Source organism: Nonomuraea sp. 10N515B (genome assembly GCF_052245915.1).
Taxonomy (GTDB): domain Bacteria; phylum Actinomycetota; class Actinomycetes; order Streptosporangiales; family Streptosporangiaceae; genus Nonomuraea.
Genome location: NZ_JBQQBQ010000001.1, coordinates 54,464 through 72,348, shown reverse-complemented (window position 1 = coordinate 72,348; position 17,885 = coordinate 54,464). Strand labels below are relative to the sequence as shown.

General features: G+C 69.6%; 15 protein-coding genes and 1 pseudogene. 3 read left to right on the top strand and 13 right to left on the bottom strand.

Features of this window, described 5'->3' with window-relative positions:
• Positions 1 to 24: 24 nt before the first annotated feature.
• Complete coding sequence (locus tag ACTWQA_RS00320; protein WP_443157292.1) at positions 25 to 780, bottom strand: ABC transporter ATP-binding protein; 756 nt, start codon at positions 778 to 780, stop codon at positions 25 to 27.
• A 3-nt stretch (positions 781 to 783) separates the two neighbouring features.
• The gene (locus tag ACTWQA_RS00315; protein WP_443157291.1) at positions 784 to 1,971 is read right to left on the bottom strand and encodes an ABC transporter substrate-binding protein; all 1,188 of its coding nucleotides are present in this window, start codon (positions 1,969 to 1,971) and stop codon (positions 784 to 786) included.
• 104 nt (positions 1,972 to 2,075) lie between these two features.
• On the opposite strand from ACTWQA_RS00315, the gene ACTWQA_RS00310 reads away from it, so the two are divergent.
• From ACTWQA_RS00310 to ACTWQA_RS00300, 3 genes are read left to right on the top strand one after another with little or no spacing between them, the layout of a single operon-like run.
• A complete protein-coding gene (locus ACTWQA_RS00310) occupies positions 2,076 to 2,858 on the top strand; it encodes a PaaX family transcriptional regulator (RefSeq protein WP_443157290.1) in 783 nt (260 codons plus the stop codon).
• Positions 2,859 to 2,901: 43 nt separating this feature from the next.
• Positions 2,902 to 4,371, top strand: a complete 1,470-nt coding sequence (locus ACTWQA_RS00305) for an acyl-CoA synthetase (protein WP_443157289.1) — start codon at positions 2,902 to 2,904, stop codon at positions 4,369 to 4,371.
• A gap of 6 nt (positions 4,372 to 4,377) precedes the next feature.
• Positions 4,378 to 5,478, top strand: coding sequence for a 5-methyltetrahydropteroyltriglutamate--homocysteine S-methyltransferase (locus tag ACTWQA_RS00300; RefSeq protein WP_327584212.1), 1,101 nt, complete (start codon positions 4,378 to 4,380; stop codon positions 5,476 to 5,478).
• A gap of 53 nt (positions 5,479 to 5,531) precedes the next feature.
• Here ACTWQA_RS00300 and ACTWQA_RS00295 read toward each other — a convergent pair whose 3' ends face one another.
• The 11 genes and pseudogenes from ACTWQA_RS00295 to ACTWQA_RS00245 all read right to left on the bottom strand — a co-directional run bounded on the left by ACTWQA_RS00295 (position 5,532) and on the right by ACTWQA_RS00245 (position 17,883).
• Entirely contained in the window at positions 5,532 to 6,866 is a 1,335-nt protein-coding gene (locus ACTWQA_RS00295) for a glycoside hydrolase family 30 protein (RefSeq protein ID WP_443157288.1), read from the bottom strand.
• A gap of 136 nt (positions 6,867 to 7,002) precedes the next feature.
• The gene (locus tag ACTWQA_RS00290; RefSeq protein ID WP_443157287.1) at positions 7,003 to 7,566 is read right to left on the bottom strand and encodes a hypothetical protein; all 564 of its coding nucleotides are present in this window, start codon (positions 7,564 to 7,566) and stop codon (positions 7,003 to 7,005) included.
• 79 nt (positions 7,567 to 7,645) lie between these two features.
• Complete coding sequence (locus ACTWQA_RS00285; protein WP_443157286.1) at positions 7,646 to 8,905, bottom strand: lamin tail domain-containing protein; 1,260 nt, start codon at positions 8,903 to 8,905, stop codon at positions 7,646 to 7,648.
• A 70-nt stretch (positions 8,906 to 8,975) separates the two neighbouring features.
• The gene (locus ACTWQA_RS00280; RefSeq protein ID WP_443157285.1) at positions 8,976 to 9,611 is read right to left on the bottom strand and encodes a GOLPH3/VPS74 family protein; all 636 of its coding nucleotides are present in this window, start codon (positions 9,609 to 9,611) and stop codon (positions 8,976 to 8,978) included.
• A gap of 22 nt (positions 9,612 to 9,633) precedes the next feature.
• Positions 9,634 to 11,019: an APC family permease gene (locus tag ACTWQA_RS00275; protein WP_443157284.1), complete on the bottom strand. Its 1,386-nt coding sequence runs from the start codon at positions 11,017 to 11,019 to the stop codon at positions 9,634 to 9,636.
• 204 nt (positions 11,020 to 11,223) lie between these two features.
• Entirely contained in the window at positions 11,224 to 11,961 is a 738-nt protein-coding gene (locus ACTWQA_RS00270) for a TetR/AcrR family transcriptional regulator (RefSeq protein ID WP_443157638.1), read from the bottom strand.
• Between the two features lie 418 nt (positions 11,962 to 12,379).
• Positions 12,380 to 12,793 (bottom strand): annotated as a pseudogene (locus ACTWQA_RS00265) (multicopper oxidase domain-containing protein); the annotation flags it as partial.
• Between the two features lie 132 nt (positions 12,794 to 12,925).
• Entirely contained in the window at positions 12,926 to 14,128 is a 1,203-nt protein-coding gene (locus tag ACTWQA_RS00260; RefSeq protein ID WP_443157283.1) for a cytochrome P450, read from the bottom strand.
• A 20-nt stretch (positions 14,129 to 14,148) separates the two neighbouring features.
• Positions 14,149 to 14,610: a GbsR/MarR family transcriptional regulator gene (locus ACTWQA_RS00255; RefSeq protein ID WP_327584202.1), complete on the bottom strand. Its 462-nt coding sequence runs from the start codon at positions 14,608 to 14,610 to the stop codon at positions 14,149 to 14,151.
• A 65-nt stretch (positions 14,611 to 14,675) separates the two neighbouring features.
• Positions 14,676 to 16,232 (bottom strand): hypothetical protein, encoded by a 1,557-nt coding sequence (locus ACTWQA_RS00250; RefSeq protein WP_443157282.1) that lies wholly within the window; start codon positions 16,230 to 16,232, stop codon positions 14,676 to 14,678.
• Between the two features lie 22 nt (positions 16,233 to 16,254).
• Entirely contained in the window at positions 16,255 to 17,883 is a 1,629-nt protein-coding gene (locus ACTWQA_RS00245; protein ID WP_443157281.1) for a hypothetical protein, read from the bottom strand.
• Positions 17,884 to 17,885 lie beyond the last annotated feature (2 nt).

Here is a 17,885-nt window from a genome sequence, read left to right as displayed (position 1 = left end):
CCTGCCCGAGGCTGAGGGCGGGGGTCATGACGCCTGTCCGAGGTAGGCGGCGAGCACCAGCGGGTCGGCCCGCACCTCGGCGGGCGGGCCGTCGGCGATGACCTGGCCGAGGTCGAGCACCACGAGCCGGTCGGCGAGCCGGGTCACGAAGGCGACGTCGTGCTCGATGAGCAGGATCGTCAGTCCGCCCGCGCGCAGCTCCTCCACCAGCGCCGCGAGCCGCTCGCGTTCCTGGCCCCGCAGTCCGGAGGCGGGCTCGTCGAGCAGCAGCAGCCGCGGCTGCGCGCACAGGGCGCGGGCCAGCTGCAACGCGCGCTGCTGGCCGATGGGGAGCTGGTCGGCGGGCCGGTCCGCCCACTCGGCCAGGCCCACGCGCTCCAGAGCGGCGTCCGACTCGGTCGCGATGAGCCGCTCGTCGCGCCGGTGCCGGGGCAGCCGCAGCGCCGCCGACACGAACCCCGCGCCGGTACGCCCGTGCATCCCCACCATGACGTTCTCCCTGACGGTCATGCCGCGGAACACGCGGGCCGCCTGGAAGACGATCGACATGCCGAGCCTGGCCCGCCGGTGCGGCGCGAGCCGGTCCACCCGGTGCCCGAGGAAGGAGATCTCGCCCCGGTCGGCCGCCAGATGCCCGATGATCAGGTTGAACAACGTGGACTTGCCGGCCCCGTTCGGCCCGATGATGCCGCAGACCTCGCCGTCCGGGACGCTCAGGGAGACGTCGCGGACGGCGTAGACGCCCCCGAAGGAGCGGGATATCCCGGTGACCGCCAGCACGCGCTACCCCGCCGCGTTGACGGTCTTGGTGAGCTGCTCCTTGGCCCAGTCGGTCGGCACGAACTGGCCGTTCTTCACCGTGTTGACCGAGATGAACTCGGGGGAGAGCCCGGAATGGTCGGTGGGGGAGTAGCGGAAGCGGCCGTTCGGCGTGATCAGGTCCATGCTCTCCAGCGCCTGCTGGATCTTGGTCTTGTCGGTGCTGCCGGCCTTCCTGATCGCCTCGAACAGCAGCAGGCTCGCGCTGTAGCCGTCCTGCGCGAACTGCGGCGGCGGGTAGCCGTGCTTCTGCTGGTACGGCTTGGCCATCTGGTCGATGATCTGCTTCTGCTTGCCGGCCGGCAGGTGGTCCCCGACGACGCCGATGGCGCTCTGCACGGTCATGCCCTCGGCGTCGCGGCCCATCGGCTCCAGCCACAACTTGCTGGCCTGGGACGCGGTCAGGAACAGCGGCGTCTTGAGCCCCGAGGCGACGTACTGCTTGGCGGCCGTCACGCCGGGCGCGCCCGAGCCCCAGAACACCAGCGCCTCGGCGGCGGAGTCGCGCACGTGCTGGAACACCGCGCTGAAGTCGGAGTTCGTGGTCTCGTACGGCTCGTCCACGGCGATCGTCACGTTGTACTTCGGCGCGAGCGCCACCATGGACTTGTGGCCGGAGACCGAGTACGCGCTCTTGGAGTCCCAGGCCACCGCGATCGTCTTGATGCCCTGGGCCTGGATGTACTGCAGGTAGCGCTCGGCGTACATGCTGGACAGGGCGGGAGTGACGAAGATGTACGACTTGATCGGCTCGACCTGCTCCTGCGCGGGCGCCAGCGACAGGTACGGCATCTTGTCCCGCTGCGCGAGCGGCTCCACCGCGAGCGCCGAGTTGGAGAACACCGGCCCGATCAGCGCGTCGATCTCGCCCTTGATCTGGTTGTAGGCCACGATGCCTTGGTCAGGAGCGGTCTTGTCGTCCCGGGTGACCAGCTCGACCGTGCGGCCCAGTAAGCCGCCCTGCGCGTTGACCTGCTCGACCGCCAGCTCCACGGCCTTCTTGTCCTCGCTGCCGAGCGGCGTGTAGTTGCCGGTCAGGGAGACGATGAGGCCGACCTTGATGGGGCCGTCACCACCTGACCCGCCGGGACTACCGCCGCACGCGGCCACGGCCAGCACGAGACACACCAGAGACGGTAGAAGCCTGCGCATCAGGACCTCCTGGGCCGGATGTCGCCCTGAATGTAGGCAGGTACATTACGGCTGTCAAGACAATGCCCAACATCCGTGGGGGTGGCGGTGTGCGGCCTCAATCGGTGATTCTCACCTTTCTCGGAGATCACGTTTACGGTCGCGGAATCTGCGTCTTCTCGGGCAGCTTCCTCGAGGCGTTCGCCAAGGTCGGCGTCTCCGAGGAGGCGACGCGCTCGACGCTGACCCGGATGGTCCGCCGCGGGTTGTTGCGCCGGCAGCGCTCGGGGCGGCGTATGTACTTCGGCCTCACCCCGACCAGCACCGAGGTGCTCAGGGACGGCGAGCGGCGCATCTGGCACAGCGGCGTCGTCAACGACGCCGCCGAGGACCGGTGGACGCTCATCGGCTTCTCGTTGCCGGCCTCATGGCAGCGGCAGCGGCACGAGCTGCGCTCGCAGCTCATCTGGGCCGGGTTCGGGCCGCTGCAGAACGGGTTGTGGATCGCTCCCGGCGAGGTGGAGGCGCCCGAGGTGCCCGGGGTGGAGGTGAAGGTGTTCGCCGCCGAGCCGCGGCGGCCCACCGACATGCAGGCGCTGGTGCGGGACGCGTACGACCTGGCCGGGCTGGGTGAGCGTTACCGGGCGTTCCTGCGCCGCTGGGACCAGGCCGATCCCGCGCCCGACGCGCCCGACGACCTGGCCCGCTCGCTGACGCTGCTCACCGGCTGGCTGCAGATCATCAGGACCGACCCCCGGCTCCCGCTGCGTTACCTGCCGCACGACTGGCCCGCGGAGAAGGCCCAGCGGGTCTGCCACGCGCTGCACGAGCGGTTCAGGCCGGAGGCCGCGGCGATCGCCGAGCGGCTCCTCGACACGGTCCCCGACGAAAGTTGGGCAGAACGGTGACAGCGATCGTCTAGTGGCCTAACTTGAGCCTGGAGGAGCACTGATGCGGAACCAGGGGCTTGGATCGTGGCCGGCACGCAGGGCCCGCATGACGCCCGACCGCGTGGCGCTGACCTGCGGCGGGCGCGATCACACCTACCGTGACCTGCGGGAACGTACGTATCGGCTGGCTTCCGCGCTGGGCGTGGGGCGCGGCGACCGGGTGGCCTACCTCGGGCCCAACCATTGCGCGCTGGTCGAGACGTTCTTCGGGGCCGGGCTACTGGGGGCGGTGTTCGTCCCGCTCAACACCCGGCTGACCACGCCCGAGTTGCGCTTCATCCTCCAGGACGCGGACGCGTCGGTGGTGCTGCTCGGCGAAGGGCGGGACGGCGAAGGGCTGCCCGGCCGCCACATCCCGGCCGCGGACTACGAGGACCTGATGGCGACGGGCTCGCCCGAGCCGATCGACGAGCCGGTCGGCCAGGACGACGTGTGCCTGATCATGTACACCTCGGGCACCACGGGACGGCCCAAGGGCGCGATGCTCACGCATGCCAACCTCACGTGGAACGCCGTCAACCTGCTGGTGGACGTGCCGCTCGCACACGACGAGGTGACGCTGATCAGCGCACCCCTGTTCCACATCGCGGCGCTGGCGCAGACGCTGATCCCGAGCGTGCTCAAGGGCGGCCGGGCCATCCTGGAGCCGTCCTTCGACGTGGAGCGCACGTTCGACCTGATCGAGACCGAGCGGGTGACGGTGATGTTCGGGGTGCCGTCGATGTTCGCCTTCCTCGCCCAGTCGCCGCGCTGGCCCAAGGCCGACCTGTCGAGCCTGCGCCACCTGCTGTGCGGGGGCGCGCCGGTGCCCCTGCCGCTCATCACGACCTACCAGGAACGGGGGCTGACGTTCCTGCAGGGCTACGGCATGACGGAGACCGCGCCGGGCGCGCTCTTCCTCGGCGCCGAGCACTCCATCGACAAGGCGGGGACGGCCGGCGTGCCGTGTTTCTTCTCCGACGTGCGCCTGGTCACGATTGAGGGCTCGGAGGCGGCCCCCGGCGAGCCCGGCGAGGTCTACGTCCAGGGACCCAACGTCATGCCCGGCTACTGGCGCCGGCCCGAGGAGAGCGCAAAGGTGCTCTCGCCGGACGGCTGGTTCCGCTCGGGCGACGTCGGCGTCGCCGACGAGGACGGTTACGTGCGCATCTCCGACCGGATCAACGACGTGATCATCTCCGGCGGCGAGAACATCTACCCCGCCGAGGTCGAGAGCGTCCTGTACAGCCATCCCGCGGTCGCCGAGTGCGCGGTGATCGGCGTGCCCGACGACCGGTGGGATGAAGTGGGCAAGGCCCTGGTCGTGTTGCGGCCAGGCGCGACGGCCGAGCCCGAGGAGCTGCTGAAGCATCTGGACGGCCGGCTGGCCCGCTTCAAGATCCCGAAATATCTGGAATTCGTCCCTGAACTGCCCAAGAACGCGGCGGGCAAGCTGCTCAAGGCCCCGCTCAGAAAGCTCTACGGGAGTTGATCCGCAATGCGTACCTCACCGCCTTTCCGCGCCGACCACGTCGGCAGCCTCCTGCGCCCGCAGTCCCTGCTCCGCGCCCGCGAGAGCCTCGCGGGTGACGAACTGCGGGAAGCGGAGGACGCGGCCATCCGAGAGGTGGTGCGCAGGCAGGAGGAGATCGGCCTGCAGAGCGCGACCGACGGCGAGTTCCGGCGAGCCTCCTGGCACATGGACTTCATCTACCGGCTCGGCGGCATCGGCCAGGCCACCGACGAGCACATCACGGTCCGCTTCCACAACGAGCAGGGCGACATCGAGTTCACCCCGGCGGCGCTGCGCGTGCACGACCGGATCAAGCTGCGCGAGCCGATCTTCGCCGACGACTTCATGTTCCTGCGGGACACCGTGAGCACGGTCGTGCCGAAGCTGACCATCCCGTCGCCCAGCATGGTGCACTACCGCGGCGGGCCGGCCGCCATCGACCCGAAGGTCTACCCGGACGTCGAGGAGTTCTGGCGTGACCTGAGCGCCGCCTACGCCGAGCAGGTGCGCAGGATCGGCGCGCTGGGGTGCACCTACCTGCAGTTCGACGACACCAGCCTGGCCTACCTGAACGACCCGGCCCAGCGGGCGGAGCTGGAGTCGCGGGGCGACGACGCCGAGCACATGCACCTGCGCTACATCAAGCAGATCAACGCCGCGCTGGCGGCCAAGCCGGCCGGGATGACGATCACGACGCACATGTGCCGCGGCAACTTCCGCTCGTCCTGGGCCGCCTCGGGCAGCTACGACTTCGTCGCGGAGGCGTTGTTCGGGGAGCTGAAGGTGGACGGGTTCTTCCTGGAGTACGACGACGAGCGGTCCGGGGGATTCGAGCCGCTGCGATTCGTGCCCAAGGGCAAGATGGTCGTGCTGGGGCTGGTCACGACCAAGCACGGGGAGCTGGAGTCGAAGGACACGCTGAAGCGGCGCATCGATGAGGCCGCCAAGTTCATCGACCTCGACCAGCTCTGCCTGTCGCCGCAGTGCGGCTTCTCCTCCACGGTCGAAGGCAACGAGCTGACGGCCGACCAGCAGTTCGCCAAGCTCCGCCTGATCGTCGAGACCGCCCAGGAGGTCTGGGGCTGACGGCAGGGATGCGGCGAGAGCCCGGGGAAACCGCTCCGGGCTCTCGCCGCCGATCAGCGGACCACGATGGTGGTCAGCGACCGCGGTTGGAGGGTCACCGTGCGGCCGGTCACGGCCGACGGGGTGAGCGAGTTGTCGTTGTTCGTCACGTACGCGGTCGCCCTGCCGCGCACGCCGTCCCACGTGACGGCCTCGGTGCCCGTGTTGAGGGCCACGATCACCTTCGACCCGTCCGTGTTGCGGAACGCCGAGACCTTCAGCGCCGGATTCGCCGCCGAGGCGTCCACCCGGACCGCGCCCGGCCGGATGAACCGGCTGTAGGCCGCCATCGCCCACAACCGCTTCGACACCTTGTAGGTCTTCGCCGTGTCGTCGACCTGCATGAACGCCCTGGTCGTGCCGCGCGAGGCACCCAGCCAGTAAATGTAGGCGCTGACGTCGCCCAGCGTGAGCGCGTCGTGGATGGCCTGCGCGATCGTGAAGCCGTCGTAGCCGCTGCCGTCGTCCCAGGCCTCGTTCCAGGTCGAGCCGTTGGGGTTCCACTCCGACATCCAGGTCTTCCTGCTGGTCGGCAGCGGGGCGTCCACGGGGCTGGCGTAGGTGTGGCCGGCGTGCGTCTTGACCCAGCGGCGGGCCTCGGGATCGGCCTCGATCGCCGCCGTGTACGCCTTGGCCTGGTTCCAGCCGAAGGAGTCGCAGCACACCAGGTTCACGTTGCCCTTGGCGATCGGGCCGAGCACCTTGACGAACTGGGCGGCCTGTTCCGGGGTGAAGCGCATGGAGGCGTACGTGGCCGTCCAGTCGGGCTCGTTCGTGAACCCGAGGTCAGTGATCTTGATGCCTTCCCGCTCGTAGAACTTCGTGTACGCCAGGAGGTAGTTGGCGTACGCCTTCTCCCACTCCGGCAGCAGATTGCCGCCGTTCTTGTCGTCACCGTTGGTCTTCATGTAGCCGGGCGCGCTCCAGGCGTCGGCGAAGAAGCGCTTCACGCCGTACGCCTTGGCCTCCTTGGCCACCCAGACCTGGCTGTTGTCGTCGCCGTCCCACACGTACTTGGGCGGGGCGTCCGGGCCGCCGGGGTTCTCCGGCTGGATCGACACCATGTGGTCGTACGGGCTGCCCGCGGGGGAGGAGCCGATGCCGAGCCGCAGGATGCTGAGGCCGGCCCCCTTCTCCCGGTCGAACCACAGGTCGAGGATCTCCCGCTGCTGCGCCGGCGACAGTGCCTCGAGCAACTCGTTGCGGCGGAACGCCTGAGAGACGCCGAAGCCGTCCATCTGCTGGTGCGTGACGCGCTCGTTCACGGTGATGGCCGGTGCTTGCGCCGCGTGCGCCGGGTTCACCACCAGAAGACCGAGCACGGTGATGGCGACAAGTCCTCGTAACATGGTGCCTCCGAAAGTTTCGGAAAAGTGGCGAATATTTCACCAATCGTGCCGGAACCGTAATCGGAGTCAAGGTCTGCCGTCAACACCAAGCGGCGCCGTCCCCGAGGAAGGGGACGGCGCCGCTGGGCTCCCGCGCTCAGCGCGCGGACTCGGCGCGGGACTTGATGGTCTGCATCTGCCTCCGCACGGTCAGGAAGTCGGCCAGGTCCATCCTGGCGAGATAGAGGGTGCCGCTGAGGCCCGGCTCGGCCTTGATCCGGACGCGGAACACCATCCTGGTCCTGCCGTCGTCGATCTCGCGGAGCGAGACGGACGACGTGGTGATGGCGTCTTCGCCCCGATGAACCAGGACGAGCGTGTGCGGCGGATCGGTCTGCTCCACGACGAACCCGGCGCCATCAGGCCCGGAGCGCAGCGTGTCGCCGACCTTGAGCCCCTGCTGCTCCGCTTCCTCCGCAGGAGGACCGCCCAGCTGGACCAGCCAGGGCCAGACGGCCGCAGGGGAGGCCTCGACGGTGATGGCGCGGGTCGCCTGGTACTGCGGCGTGCGGACGATGTCGTCACCCGCCATCTCGCCGTAGACCTCGCCGTCGTCGGCGCCCCAGCGCAGGTGCCACGGGCGCACCGCGAGCATGTACCCCGCCGCCGCCCCCACCGCGAACCTGAGCATCGAACGTGTCATGTACCGCGCCATGAACATCGCGAACTCCTTCGTATCGCCGGTCGGAACGCCCAGTCTCCGACGTGAGGCCGCCCTTGGCCAGCGGAACCGCCGTGCTTCAGCGGCCGAAGCAAATGGTGCGGCCCGCGCGTACCCGCTCGCCCTTGTAGCTCACCTGATCGATCGTGTTCCCCCGTGGATCGACGAGGACAAGGCCGTCGCCCTGGTTGCCGAGCTGCAGCGCCCCGTCGAGCGGCACTCGCAGCGTGGTGCCGCCCGCCACGGCACCGCTCAGGTCCTTGCGGGCGTTGGCGGCATCCGACAACCACCAGCCCGACAGGTCGACCGGGCCTGGCGTGACGTTGAGCAGCGTGACCGACTCCGCGCCGCGGTCGGCGCCGACGGGGTCGGGCAGGGCGGCCACGATCAGCACGTCGCCCACGGCGATGAGCGGCGGGTTGACGGTCGAGCCCGGCGGCGCGGGATCCGGGTTGATGATGAACGCCTCCGGCCACACCGTCAGCTGGATCTGGTGGCCGGAGGCCCAGACGACGTCGTGCAGGTTGCCCCGTTCGAGCTTGTCGAGCAGGAACAGCTCGTCGTCGCGGTGCACCGGGTCGGCCCGCAGCCACGCGTCGAAGCCGTCGAAGTCGGGGAATCCCGCCGCGAGGTACGGCACGATGCGGCGGAACAGCTTGGGCCACATCACCAGTTGCTCGGCCGCGGCCAGGTCGGGGATGACGGCCACGCCGTCGGGGTCGGCGGTGGAGCGCGGCCAGATGCCGGTGGCGAGCGCCTTCTGCCTGGCCGCCGCCGACACGTCCGCCAGGTGCGTACGCAGCTCGGCGGGCAGGGTCGCGTAGAACGCCGGATAGACCAGCCCGGCGGCGAGCAGCGCGGCGTTGACGGAGGCGTCGGCCAGCGGCCCGTCCAGGAACACCCGGGAGCCGTCCGCCCCCGGGTGGTCGCCCGCGAACACGAACGCGATCAGCCGGCCGTTGGCGTCGATGCCGTTGGTGAGCACGTGGCCGCGGATCGCGTCCTGGTCGGCGGAGCGGACCTTGTTCGGCAGGTCGTCCCAGAAGACCACGTTGGTGAAGCCGAGCAGCCGAAGCAGCTCGTCCCTTGCCGCCTCGGCGCCCGTCAGCTCCTGGTGGGTTTCGCCGAAGTGGGTTTCCAGCGCGTCGATGGCCTCCAGACGTGCGGAGATGCCGCGGCGCGTGATGTCCGGCGGCGAGCCGGAGTGCCGGGGCAGCGCCTCGACCAGCGCGGGGTTGTCGGGCAGGAACTTGACCGTGTCACCGTCCGGTTCCGGCCCTTGTCGCGGGAGGTCCGGATATCGGATGACAAAATTGCCGCGTAATAGCGTGTAACTCATGAATTCCCCCCATATCTCGGCGAGCGGAGCGTAACTCGCGTTTGGGGCATCGTCCATGTATCACGACAAATCAGCGATATACCGCTATTGCTGCCTCCGCGACCAGCGTGTCCACCACGGCGACCAACTCGCCGACCACCCGCGGACCGTCGCGGACGATCTCGCGCATCCTGCCGACGAGCTCGCTCGACGGCAGGTCGAGGTAGAGCTCCGCCTCCAGCCGCAGCACGGACACCAGCCCGCACAGCGCCGCGCCCCGGGCGTCCGGTTTCTTCCAGCCCTCGACCGCGGAACGCGCCCCCGAAGAGGCGCGTACGACCGAGGCGACGTCGGCGAGCTGATAGCGCGTGGTCGGCAGCACGCCCATCACCCTCTTGGTCACCCGCAGCAACACGCCGGCCGCGACCAGATCCTCCCGGGTGCGGTCGTAGGCCCGCTCGGCCACCTTCTTGATCGGTGACCGCACGTCCCCTGGCTCCCCGGCGACGAGCGCGAGCAGGTCGTCGGTGAGCGGGTCGCCGGTGGGGACGACGGGGTCGGAGATCGCGACCCGGCCCCTCGCGACCGCGACGCGGCCGTCCAGGGCCAGGTCGAGCAGCGCCGCGCCGGCCAGCCCGAGCGCCATCGAGGACTGATGGATCAAGGGCTTGCCGGACTGATCGTGTGCGATGAGGTAGAGGTCCTGATGAAGCGGCAGCCGGTTCATGGCGGCATGAATCCTTTGTCCGCTACCGGCGGGTCGACTTGACGCCCATGCCGGGCAGGGCGGGACGGAGGCCGAGGCCGTACAGTACGCCCAGCACCACGACGCCGATGCCGAACCAGGCGAGGCCGAGCACCTGCGCCCACACGTTGGCGTTGATCACGACGAACACGAGGATCGCCATTCCGATCAGCGGTGAGATCAGGTGTGACCACATGTTCTCGGACCGCATGCGGAACTCGTAGTGGACGATCACCGACAGGTGCAGGACCACGAAGGCGACCATAGCGCCCATGTTGATGAGGCTGGAGAGCAGCACGACGCCGTCGTCGCGGGTGGTCATCCAGATCCCGAGCCCGATGGACAACACGGAGATGAGGATGATGGCGTTGGACGGCACCGAGTGCCGGACCGACACCTTGGCCAGGAACGACGGCAGCTGCCTGTCGCGCGCCATCGCGTAGAGCAGGCGCGACACGGCGACCTGAGCCACCAGCGTGTTGGCCAGGCCCCAGGAGAGCGCGGTGGCGGTCGAGGTGACGTGCCTGAGCCACTCGCCGCCGGCGAGCGCCGCCGCGTCGTAGAACGCGGTTTCGCTGCCCTCACTCAGCAGCCCCGCGGGGTCGGGCACCAGCAGCGCGGCCACCCACACCTGCGCGATGAACAACACCCCGGCCAGGGCCAGCGCAACCCGCATGGCCCGGCCCACCTGGACGGAGCCGCCGGTGGACTCCTCGACCAGCATGCTGATGCCGTCGAAGCCGAGGAACGACAGGACCGCGACCGAGACCGCGGCGAACATCACCGGCCAGGAGAACGTCTCGGGATTGAACAGCGGCGCGAGGCTGAAGCCCTGGCCCTTGCCCTGCAGCAGCGCCCAGACGCCGATCAGCAGGAACAACGCCAGCACGACGAGCTCGAACGCGATCATCACGCGGGTGAGCTTGACCGTCATCCGGATGCCGCGCAGGTTGATCACCATGTTGACGACCACGAAGATGACCAGCCACGCCCACACGGGCACCTGCGGCACGCTGGAGTTCATGGCGATGGACGCCACGAGGTAGAGCAGGCACGGGACGAGGATGTAGTCGAGCAGCACCATCCACCCGGTCAGGAACCCGACCGGCGGCGCGATGCCGCGGCCCGCGTAGTTGTAGACCGACCCCGACAGCGGGAACGCCTTGACCATCTGCGCATACGACGCGGCCGTGAACAGCAGCGCGATCATCCCGACCAGGTACGCCAGCGCCGGCATGCCGCCCGACTGCGAGTAGACGAGGCCGAAAATCGCGAAAGGCGCGATCGGCACCATGAACACCAGGCCGTAGAACACGAGGTCTGGCAGCCCGACTCCGCGTCGTAACTCTTGCTCGTAACCGAACTGCTCGATGCTCTCCTGTGTGCGCACGACAGCCTCTCCATGTCGTCATGCGGCCACTGAGCGAGGGGGGTGCTCGCCGGGGCGCGGGGGGTGTGTCGACCCGGTGATCCTTCCGTAGCTCGGGGTCACGTCGCAAGATCCGGCCACGATGTGCCTCGTGAATCACATCGTGAGCCAGGCTCGGAACACCCCTGCTCGGGGCGGCCATGCTGCCCGCCGTGGTGAGGCGGGTCAGCCGGCGGTGGTGCGGAGGCGGGCTTCCAGGCCGTCGAGGAGGCGCTGGAGGCCGTACTCGAAGTTGTCCTCGTTCTCCGCGGACGGCTTGGCCTCGCGCTGCTCGGCATACAGGGCGCGCAGCCGGGGGAAGTCCCGGACGGCCTGCTCGGCGGCCGGCCACAGCTGCTCGGCCCACGCCTGCTCGCTCTGCCCGCTGCGGGCGACCATGGAGATCCACGCGGCCTCGCTGGTGGAGACGCCCAGCACGTAGGCAATGACGGCGTTCATCGCCCGATCGGCCTCCTTCAGCGAGAAGCCGGCGCCCTCGAACACGGCGAGCAGGTGCTCGGAGCGGCGCAGCACGTTGGGCCCGAGGTAGGACAGCCCTGCCTCGCCGAGCTTGGCGGCCACCCACGGGTGGCGCAGGATCGTCGCGCGCAGTCCGCCGGCGACCTCGGTCACCGTGGCCCGCCAGGCGGCCGGATCGCCCGGCGCGCTCAGCGCCAGCTCGCCATAGACCTCGTCCACGGCCAGCTCGAACAACTCGTCCTTGTTGGCCACGTGCCGGTAGAGCGAGGTGGCGCCCGCGCCCAGCCTGCTGCCCAGGCGGCGCATGCTCAGGGCGTCCATGCCCTCCTCGTCGAGGAGCCGCACGGCCTCGGCCACGATGTGCTCTCTGCTCAGGACCGGCTGCTCCCGCTCCTTGCGCGGGCGGGCCCACACCGACGGAAGCGGTTGCTTGTCTGCTGCCATGGGACCACACCCTAGCGCGTCGCGCACGCCGTACGCAAATGGGCACGCCGTGCGCGGACGCCTAGTGGCCGTGGGTGCCGCCGCGAGGCGGCGGACCGTGTCCTTGCGCGGCCCCCGCACGCCGTACGCGTTGAGCTGGAACGTGTGCCCGTGCAGGTGCATCGGATGCCACATGGGCGACTGGTTGTCCAGGACGACGCGGACGGTCTCCCCTGATCCACCCGCAGCCGCATCGGGTCGGCGGCCGGCCGGTCGTTGAGCGTCCACTCGTTGCCGGACGGTCGCATCGCCAGCCGCACGGTGACGGTCCTGGACGGGGAGGGCAACTGGTCGGCACGCGGCGCTTGCCCTCCGCGACCGCGACGAGGGGAAACGCTCCCGAGCCCAGCCGTACGAGGACGTCGTAGCGCTCGCCCATCCCGATCAGGACCGAGTCCACGGTGACCGGGTCACATGGGAACCCGTCGGTGTGGGTGACGGTCAGCTCGTGGCCGCCGAGCGCGCCACTGCGCAGGGTGTCGTCGTGCTGGGTGCCGACGTGCGAATGGTAGAAGTACGTCCCGGGGTCCGGCACCCGGAAGACGTAGTCGAACCCCTCCCCGGGCCACGTCGGCTCCTGGGAGAACCCCGGCGCGCCGTCCATGCGAGGGTCGATCCTGATGCCGTGCCAGTGCACCGTGGTGTCCGCCGGCAGCGCGTTGATCAGCGGCACTCTGACGATGTCCCCGGCCGTGGCCTCGATCGGCGGACCCGGCACGACGCCGTTGTACGTCCAGGTGGATACCGTACGCCGCCCCAGGGAGGCCTTCGCGGGCCGGGCCACCAGCGCCATCCCGCGCGGGCGCGCCGCCGTCGCCGATCCCGGGACCGCGCCCATGGCCGCGAACGCGCCGGTGACCAGCAACCGTCTGCGGGTCACGTACGCGCCGGACCGCGACGCCTACGTGAAGCACCCCTTGTGACGTCACACCAGCAGCGGAAGGCGGCGCACTCCCGCCATCGTCGGCGTGGGGATGAAGTCCACGGGGTCGTCGGGGTCGGTGCGCAGAGTGGGGAACCGGTCGAGCAGGATGTCCAGCGCGACCCGCCCCTCCAGCCGGGCCAAGGGGGCGCCCAGGCAGAAGTGGATGCCGCGGCCGAAGCCGAGATGCGGGTTGGGGTCGCGGCCCGGGTCGAAGACGTCCGGGTCGGGGAACTGGCGGGCGTCCCTGTTGGCGGTCGCCAGCCAGCACATGACCAGGGTGTCGGCCGGAATCGTCACCCCGCCGAGCTCGGCTTCGCGCATGGTGGCGCGGGCGAGGGCGGCGAACGGGGTGAGATAGCGGAGCGACTCCTCGATGACGGCCGGGATCGTCGTGCGGTCGGCGCGTACCCTTTCCTGCTGCTCGGGGAAGGCGTCCAGACACAGCACCGTGTTGCCGAGCAGCATCGTCGTGGTGATGTGCCCGGCCAGCAGCAGGACCATCGCGAAGTTGACGACCTGATCGTCGGGCAGGTGCTCGCCGTCCACCTCGGCCTCGACCAGCTTGGTGAGCAGGTCGGCGCGCGGCTGCCGCCGGCGCTCCGCGGCGTGGCCGGCGAGGTAGGCGAACATGTCCCGCCACGCCGTCATCGTGGCCTGCACGTCCACGCCCCGTTCTTCGGGGGTCTCCTTGAGCGAGAGCTTGGCGTCACGCTGGAACAGCGCGTCGGCCCAGTCCTTGAACAGGGCGCGATCGCTGGTGGGCACGCCCAGCAGCTCCGCGATGACGATGACGGGAAGCGGGTAGGCCAGATCGGTCACGAGCTCGAACCGGTCGCGATCGCGGGCCGCGTCGAGCAGCTCGCGGGTGAGGGCGGCGATCCTCGGCTCGAGATCCGCGATGACCTTGCGGGTGAAGGCGCTGCTGACCAGCTTGCGCAGTTTGCCATGCTCGGGCGGGTCGATCTGGGTGATGAAGCCCGCCAAGGAGATCTCCTCGCCCTCGGGCAGCTGGTCCTTGGGCACGATGCGCATGGTGTCGGAGGAGAAGGTCGCGGGGTCACCGAGGACCTCCAGCAGCTCCGGGTAGCCGTAGACGCTCCACAGACCGGTGTCGGAGTCGTACTCGACCGGCTGGCCGGTTCGCGGTCCGTGCAGCCAGAAGTGTTGCTTGGGAACGTTGTACCGCTCGACGATGGTGGCCATCGCCTCTCCCTCCCTTGCTCTCAGTCCGACTTGTCGCGATATTTTTCCCAGCGCTGGAGCATCTCGTCCGCGTCCTGCACGGTGAAGGCGAAGAACTTCCGGGTCTCCTCCAGCCGTCCCCGCTGCTCGGGGCGGTCTCCATCGATGATCGACAGTCCGAAGTCGAGGACGTCCAGTGTCTGCCGCACGGCGGCCAGCTGGACCTGCAGGACGTGCGTCCATCCGCCGCCGACCACCCGGTAGCGGTGCTCCCGTTTCGCCGTGGGCGCGCGCTCGATCATCCCGGTCAGCTCCAGCTGCCGGGCCACCGTGCTGGTCGCCGTCTTGCTCACGCCCAGCTCCGCCGCCAGATCGGTGAGGGACTGATCAGGCGGGTCGCAGATGAGCAGCCACGCATATAGCCGGCCCATCGTCCGCGTCCCGCCGAGACGCTCCATGATCAGCCCCATCCGGTCGACGAACTCGCTCTCCCGCGGATTCATCGGCGCCAACCTCATGAGGTTCGTCAAGTACGTACTTTACGTACGCTACGTCGGCCCTCTGCCTTTTACAAGCCGTCGGCGCCGCGCAGATGGACCGTTTCGAGGTCCCTGTTGGTCAGGCGCATGATGTCGGTCATCTCGTGGTACGGCTGATCCTGCTGGTTCACCAGGCCCATGTTGAACGACTCGGTGGCGCCCGGCTTCGCCGTCACCGCCTGGTCGTAGTGGACGAACCAGGCGTACCCCACGAACACCGGGCTCTTCGCCTGCGCCTCGACGAACGCCCGGAACAGCTCGCCGCGGTTCGCGATGCCGGTCGCGGTGATCCCCGCGTTGTGCGAGGTGAGGCCCCTGCTCGGATAGCAGAAGGAGAACTCGATGTTGACGATCGGCTTGTCGTAGGTCTCGTACTGCCGCAGGTAGTCGGCGCTCCTGGAATACCAGTCGAAGGAGATCGCGTCGAGGTGCTCGATCCCGCCGACGTTCCACTCGGGGCTGGTCCGCCACGTCGGCACCAGGGACGAGCCGATGAACAGATGGTGCGGGTCCTGCCGCCTGATCGCGGCACGCACCTTCTTGAAGTAGGTCTTCGAGGCCAGGGTGATGAAGGCCCGCACGTCCTGTGCGGGCACCCTGGCGATGTCGATCGCGAGGTCGGTGAGCTCGCGGAACGAGCCCGCGTCCGTACCCAGGAGGTCGTTGACCCGAGCGAGGTCCGCGTACGTCTCCTCCAGGTAGGCGACGAACGACCGCTTCGCCGGCAGGCCCGAGCCCTGCCGCACCACCTCGGCCACGACGTCACGGTTCCAGCCGCGCTCGTTCTCGAAGAAGTAGCCGATCAGCCAGGGATCGTCGCGGAAGCGCGCCAGGCCGAAGTCGTCGAAGGCGCGATCGAGCTTGGCGGAGAAGTCGTGGTCGAACGGGTCGATGCCCCATCGCACCCTGATGACGTCGACGGGGGTGGGGGCCCTTTCGATGTACGGCATGACCACAGCCGGATCCCGATGCCACTTGCCCTGCGCGTTGAACCCCCAATCGATCATCCGGCGCTTGCTGATGTCGCGCCACCCGTCCCGGTAGTCGTCGCCGTACTTCCGCATCAGGTTGGCCTTGAGGAAGCTCACCGTGTGCAACCCCTGCTCGACGACGGCGTACGCCGCGGCGAACCGGCCGGGGTCGGGCAGTTCCTGGAAGAGCTGCCTGGGGCTGCCGTCGGCGTTCTTGTACAGGGTGCCGTAGCCCCACTCGTCAGCGGAGAAGGCGTCCACTGCTTTGAGGAAGAACAGGTGGCCGTCGGGTGTGACGAACCACCAGCGTCCGTCCACCTTCTCCAGCCGGAAGTATCCGGTGGCCGCACGGCGGCCCAGCCTCTTCAGGCCGCCGTACCGGTCGTAGGTGGTGGTGTCGAAGGTGATCCCGGACAGTCTCGCCCGTTCCTGCGCGTACTCGCGCTTCAACTGCTCGTCCGAGGTGACCTTGCCCGGCCAGTCCTCGTAGAGGTACTGGCCGTACCGGTCGACCAGCAGCGCGCCGGCCGCGGCCGGGCGCTGCCCGGCGAGCACGCCGGCCATCGCCAGGGCGGGTACGCCGAATACCAGGTTGCGTCGCGAAATCGGGGACATGTGAACTCCTTTGCCGCGGGTCTTACCGGTCGAAGGGCGTCGGGTCGATCGGGGTGGACACGGTCAGTCCGTCCCAGCCCCAGCGGATGGTGCCGGCCGCCTCCCGCGAGGCGGTCAGGGTGGCGGTGCTGTGGTGCCGTCCCACCCGGATCAGCTCCAGGGCGAAGGCGGCGTGCAGTCTGGCCTGGTGGAAGTCGACGGGCGCGGAGGGGCCTGCGTACAGCACGACTTCCGCGCCTGCCGCCCCGCCCCCTTCCCTGGCCCGCCACGTGCTCGCGGTGCCGAGGAACTCCGCGGGCCCGGTGTGCACGACGGCCTGGCGCGCTCCGGCCGTCAGCGCGAACACGCCGTCGCGCAGCTCGCGCACCGTGGCTCCACGGCCCTGCAACGAGACGCGCAGCCGCAGGTCGCTGACGTGGAAGACGCTGCCGGGCGGGCGGTCGAGCTCGGGGTGGACGTCGCCGGAGTCGTAGCTGAGCCACCAGGCCGACAGCACGCGCGCGCCGTCCTGATACTGGCGGCACCAGGCGGCGCTCAGGTCGTGGCCGTTGAGCAGCATCCTGGCGCGCAGGACCACCGCGGGATCCTCGGGCGTCCGCCAGTATCCGAGCAGCGGACGCCGCTGAACCCATGCGCACTCCTCGTCGGCGGAGCCCAGGCAGGCGTCCTCGGCGAGCCAGGTAGTGCCGGTGGTGGTGGCGGTGAAGCGGGTGCGCAGCTGGACCGGCGCCTCCTTGAGGGCTCCGAACCGCTCGGCGAGCTCCGGCGGGCAGGGCAGGGGCGGCACGAGGAGCGGGGCACCCACCCCTTCCTCCCTGGCTTTGATCGGCGACCCGGTCTGTGCGGCGAGGTAGGCGGCGAGGTCCGGCTGGAGCCGGTCGTGGTACGCGCGGCTCATCGGCCCGGCGAGCTGGCCGGTGCCCGGATGGAAGCGCTCGGCCAGGGCTGCCCACGTGCGTCGCCTCAGCTCCTCGGCGGTGGCGCGGAAGCCGTCGTCGGCCACGATCAGCGCGGCCCTCTCCAGCTCTTCCAGCACGACCCGCCCGTAGGCGGGGGAGTTGTACTCGGTGAACCCTCCGCTCCGGTCGTGGAGGGCGAGTACGGCGCGCAGGCGTCGCCGGCCGAAGTCGAGCAGGAAGGGCAGGCCGAGGATCTCGGCCGCCGCGGCGGTGGTCACCGCGCCCATCACCGCGATGTTGGTGTAGCCGGGGTCGGCGTTCCGCCGGAAGATCGCCAGCGCGGCGTGGCGCAGCGCGGCGCTCACTCGTTCGCGCACGCCGCGGTCGAGTAACTCGTCGTGGACGGCCAGGACCTGCGCCAGCCGTACTCCGATGAAGTCCGCCCAGTTCCAGTCGGCCGGTGCCATCTGCCCGGGTGGCTCCTCCAGGAACCATCCCCAGATCCCGTAGTGCTCGGACAGGGGATCGGTCACCTGCAGGCCGGCCAGCGCGTCCAGCACGTCGGCCGCACGGTCGGCCCTGCCGAGTCGCAGCAGCGCGAGGGCGTAGTCGGCGGCCTCCTTGGTCTGGTGGACGCGGGTCCCTCTGCGCAGGCGCGTGTGGTAGTCGTTCCCCGTGTGAAGAGACCAGGGCATGTGGACGTTCGCCTCATAACGGGCGTCCAGCTCTGCCACGTACGCGTCGAGTCCCATTC

Coding starts and splice junctions, on each gene's coding strand:
- ACTWQA_RS00315 (WP_443157291.1), bottom strand. CDS start 1,971: ATGCGCAGGCTTCTACCGTCTCTGGTGTGTCTCGTGCTGGCCGTGGCC.
- ACTWQA_RS00305 (WP_443157289.1), top strand. CDS start 2,902: ATGCGGAACCAGGGGCTTGGATCGTGGCCGGCACGCAGGGCCCGCATG.
- ACTWQA_RS00300 (WP_327584212.1), top strand. CDS start 4,378: ATGCGTACCTCACCGCCTTTCCGCGCCGACCACGTCGGCAGCCTCCTG.
- ACTWQA_RS00295 (WP_443157288.1), bottom strand. CDS start 6,866: ATGTTACGAGGACTTGTCGCCATCACCGTGCTCGGTCTTCTGGTGGTG.
- ACTWQA_RS00290 (WP_443157287.1), bottom strand. CDS start 7,566: ATGTTCATGGCGCGGTACATGACACGTTCGATGCTCAGGTTCGCGGTG.
- ACTWQA_RS00285 (WP_443157286.1), bottom strand. CDS start 8,905: ATGAGTTACACGCTATTACGCGGCAATTTTGTCATCCGATATCCGGAC.
- ACTWQA_RS00280 (WP_443157285.1), bottom strand. CDS start 9,611: ATGAACCGGCTGCCGCTTCATCAGGACCTCTACCTCATCGCACACGAT.
- ACTWQA_RS00270 (WP_443157638.1), bottom strand. CDS start 11,961: ATGGCAGCAGACAAGCAACCGCTTCCGTCGGTGTGGGCCCGCCCGCGC.
- ACTWQA_RS00260 (WP_443157283.1), bottom strand. CDS start 14,128: ATGGCCACCATCGTCGAGCGGTACAACGTTCCCAAGCAACACTTCTGG.
- ACTWQA_RS00255 (WP_327584202.1), bottom strand. CDS start 14,610: ATGAATCCGCGGGAGAGCGAGTTCGTCGACCGGATGGGGCTGATCATG.
- ACTWQA_RS00250 (WP_443157282.1), bottom strand. CDS start 16,232: ATGTCCCCGATTTCGCGACGCAACCTGGTATTCGGCGTACCCGCCCTG.
- ACTWQA_RS00245 (WP_443157281.1), bottom strand. CDS start 17,883: ATGGGACTCGACGCGTACGTGGCAGAGCTGGACGCCCGTTATGAGGCG.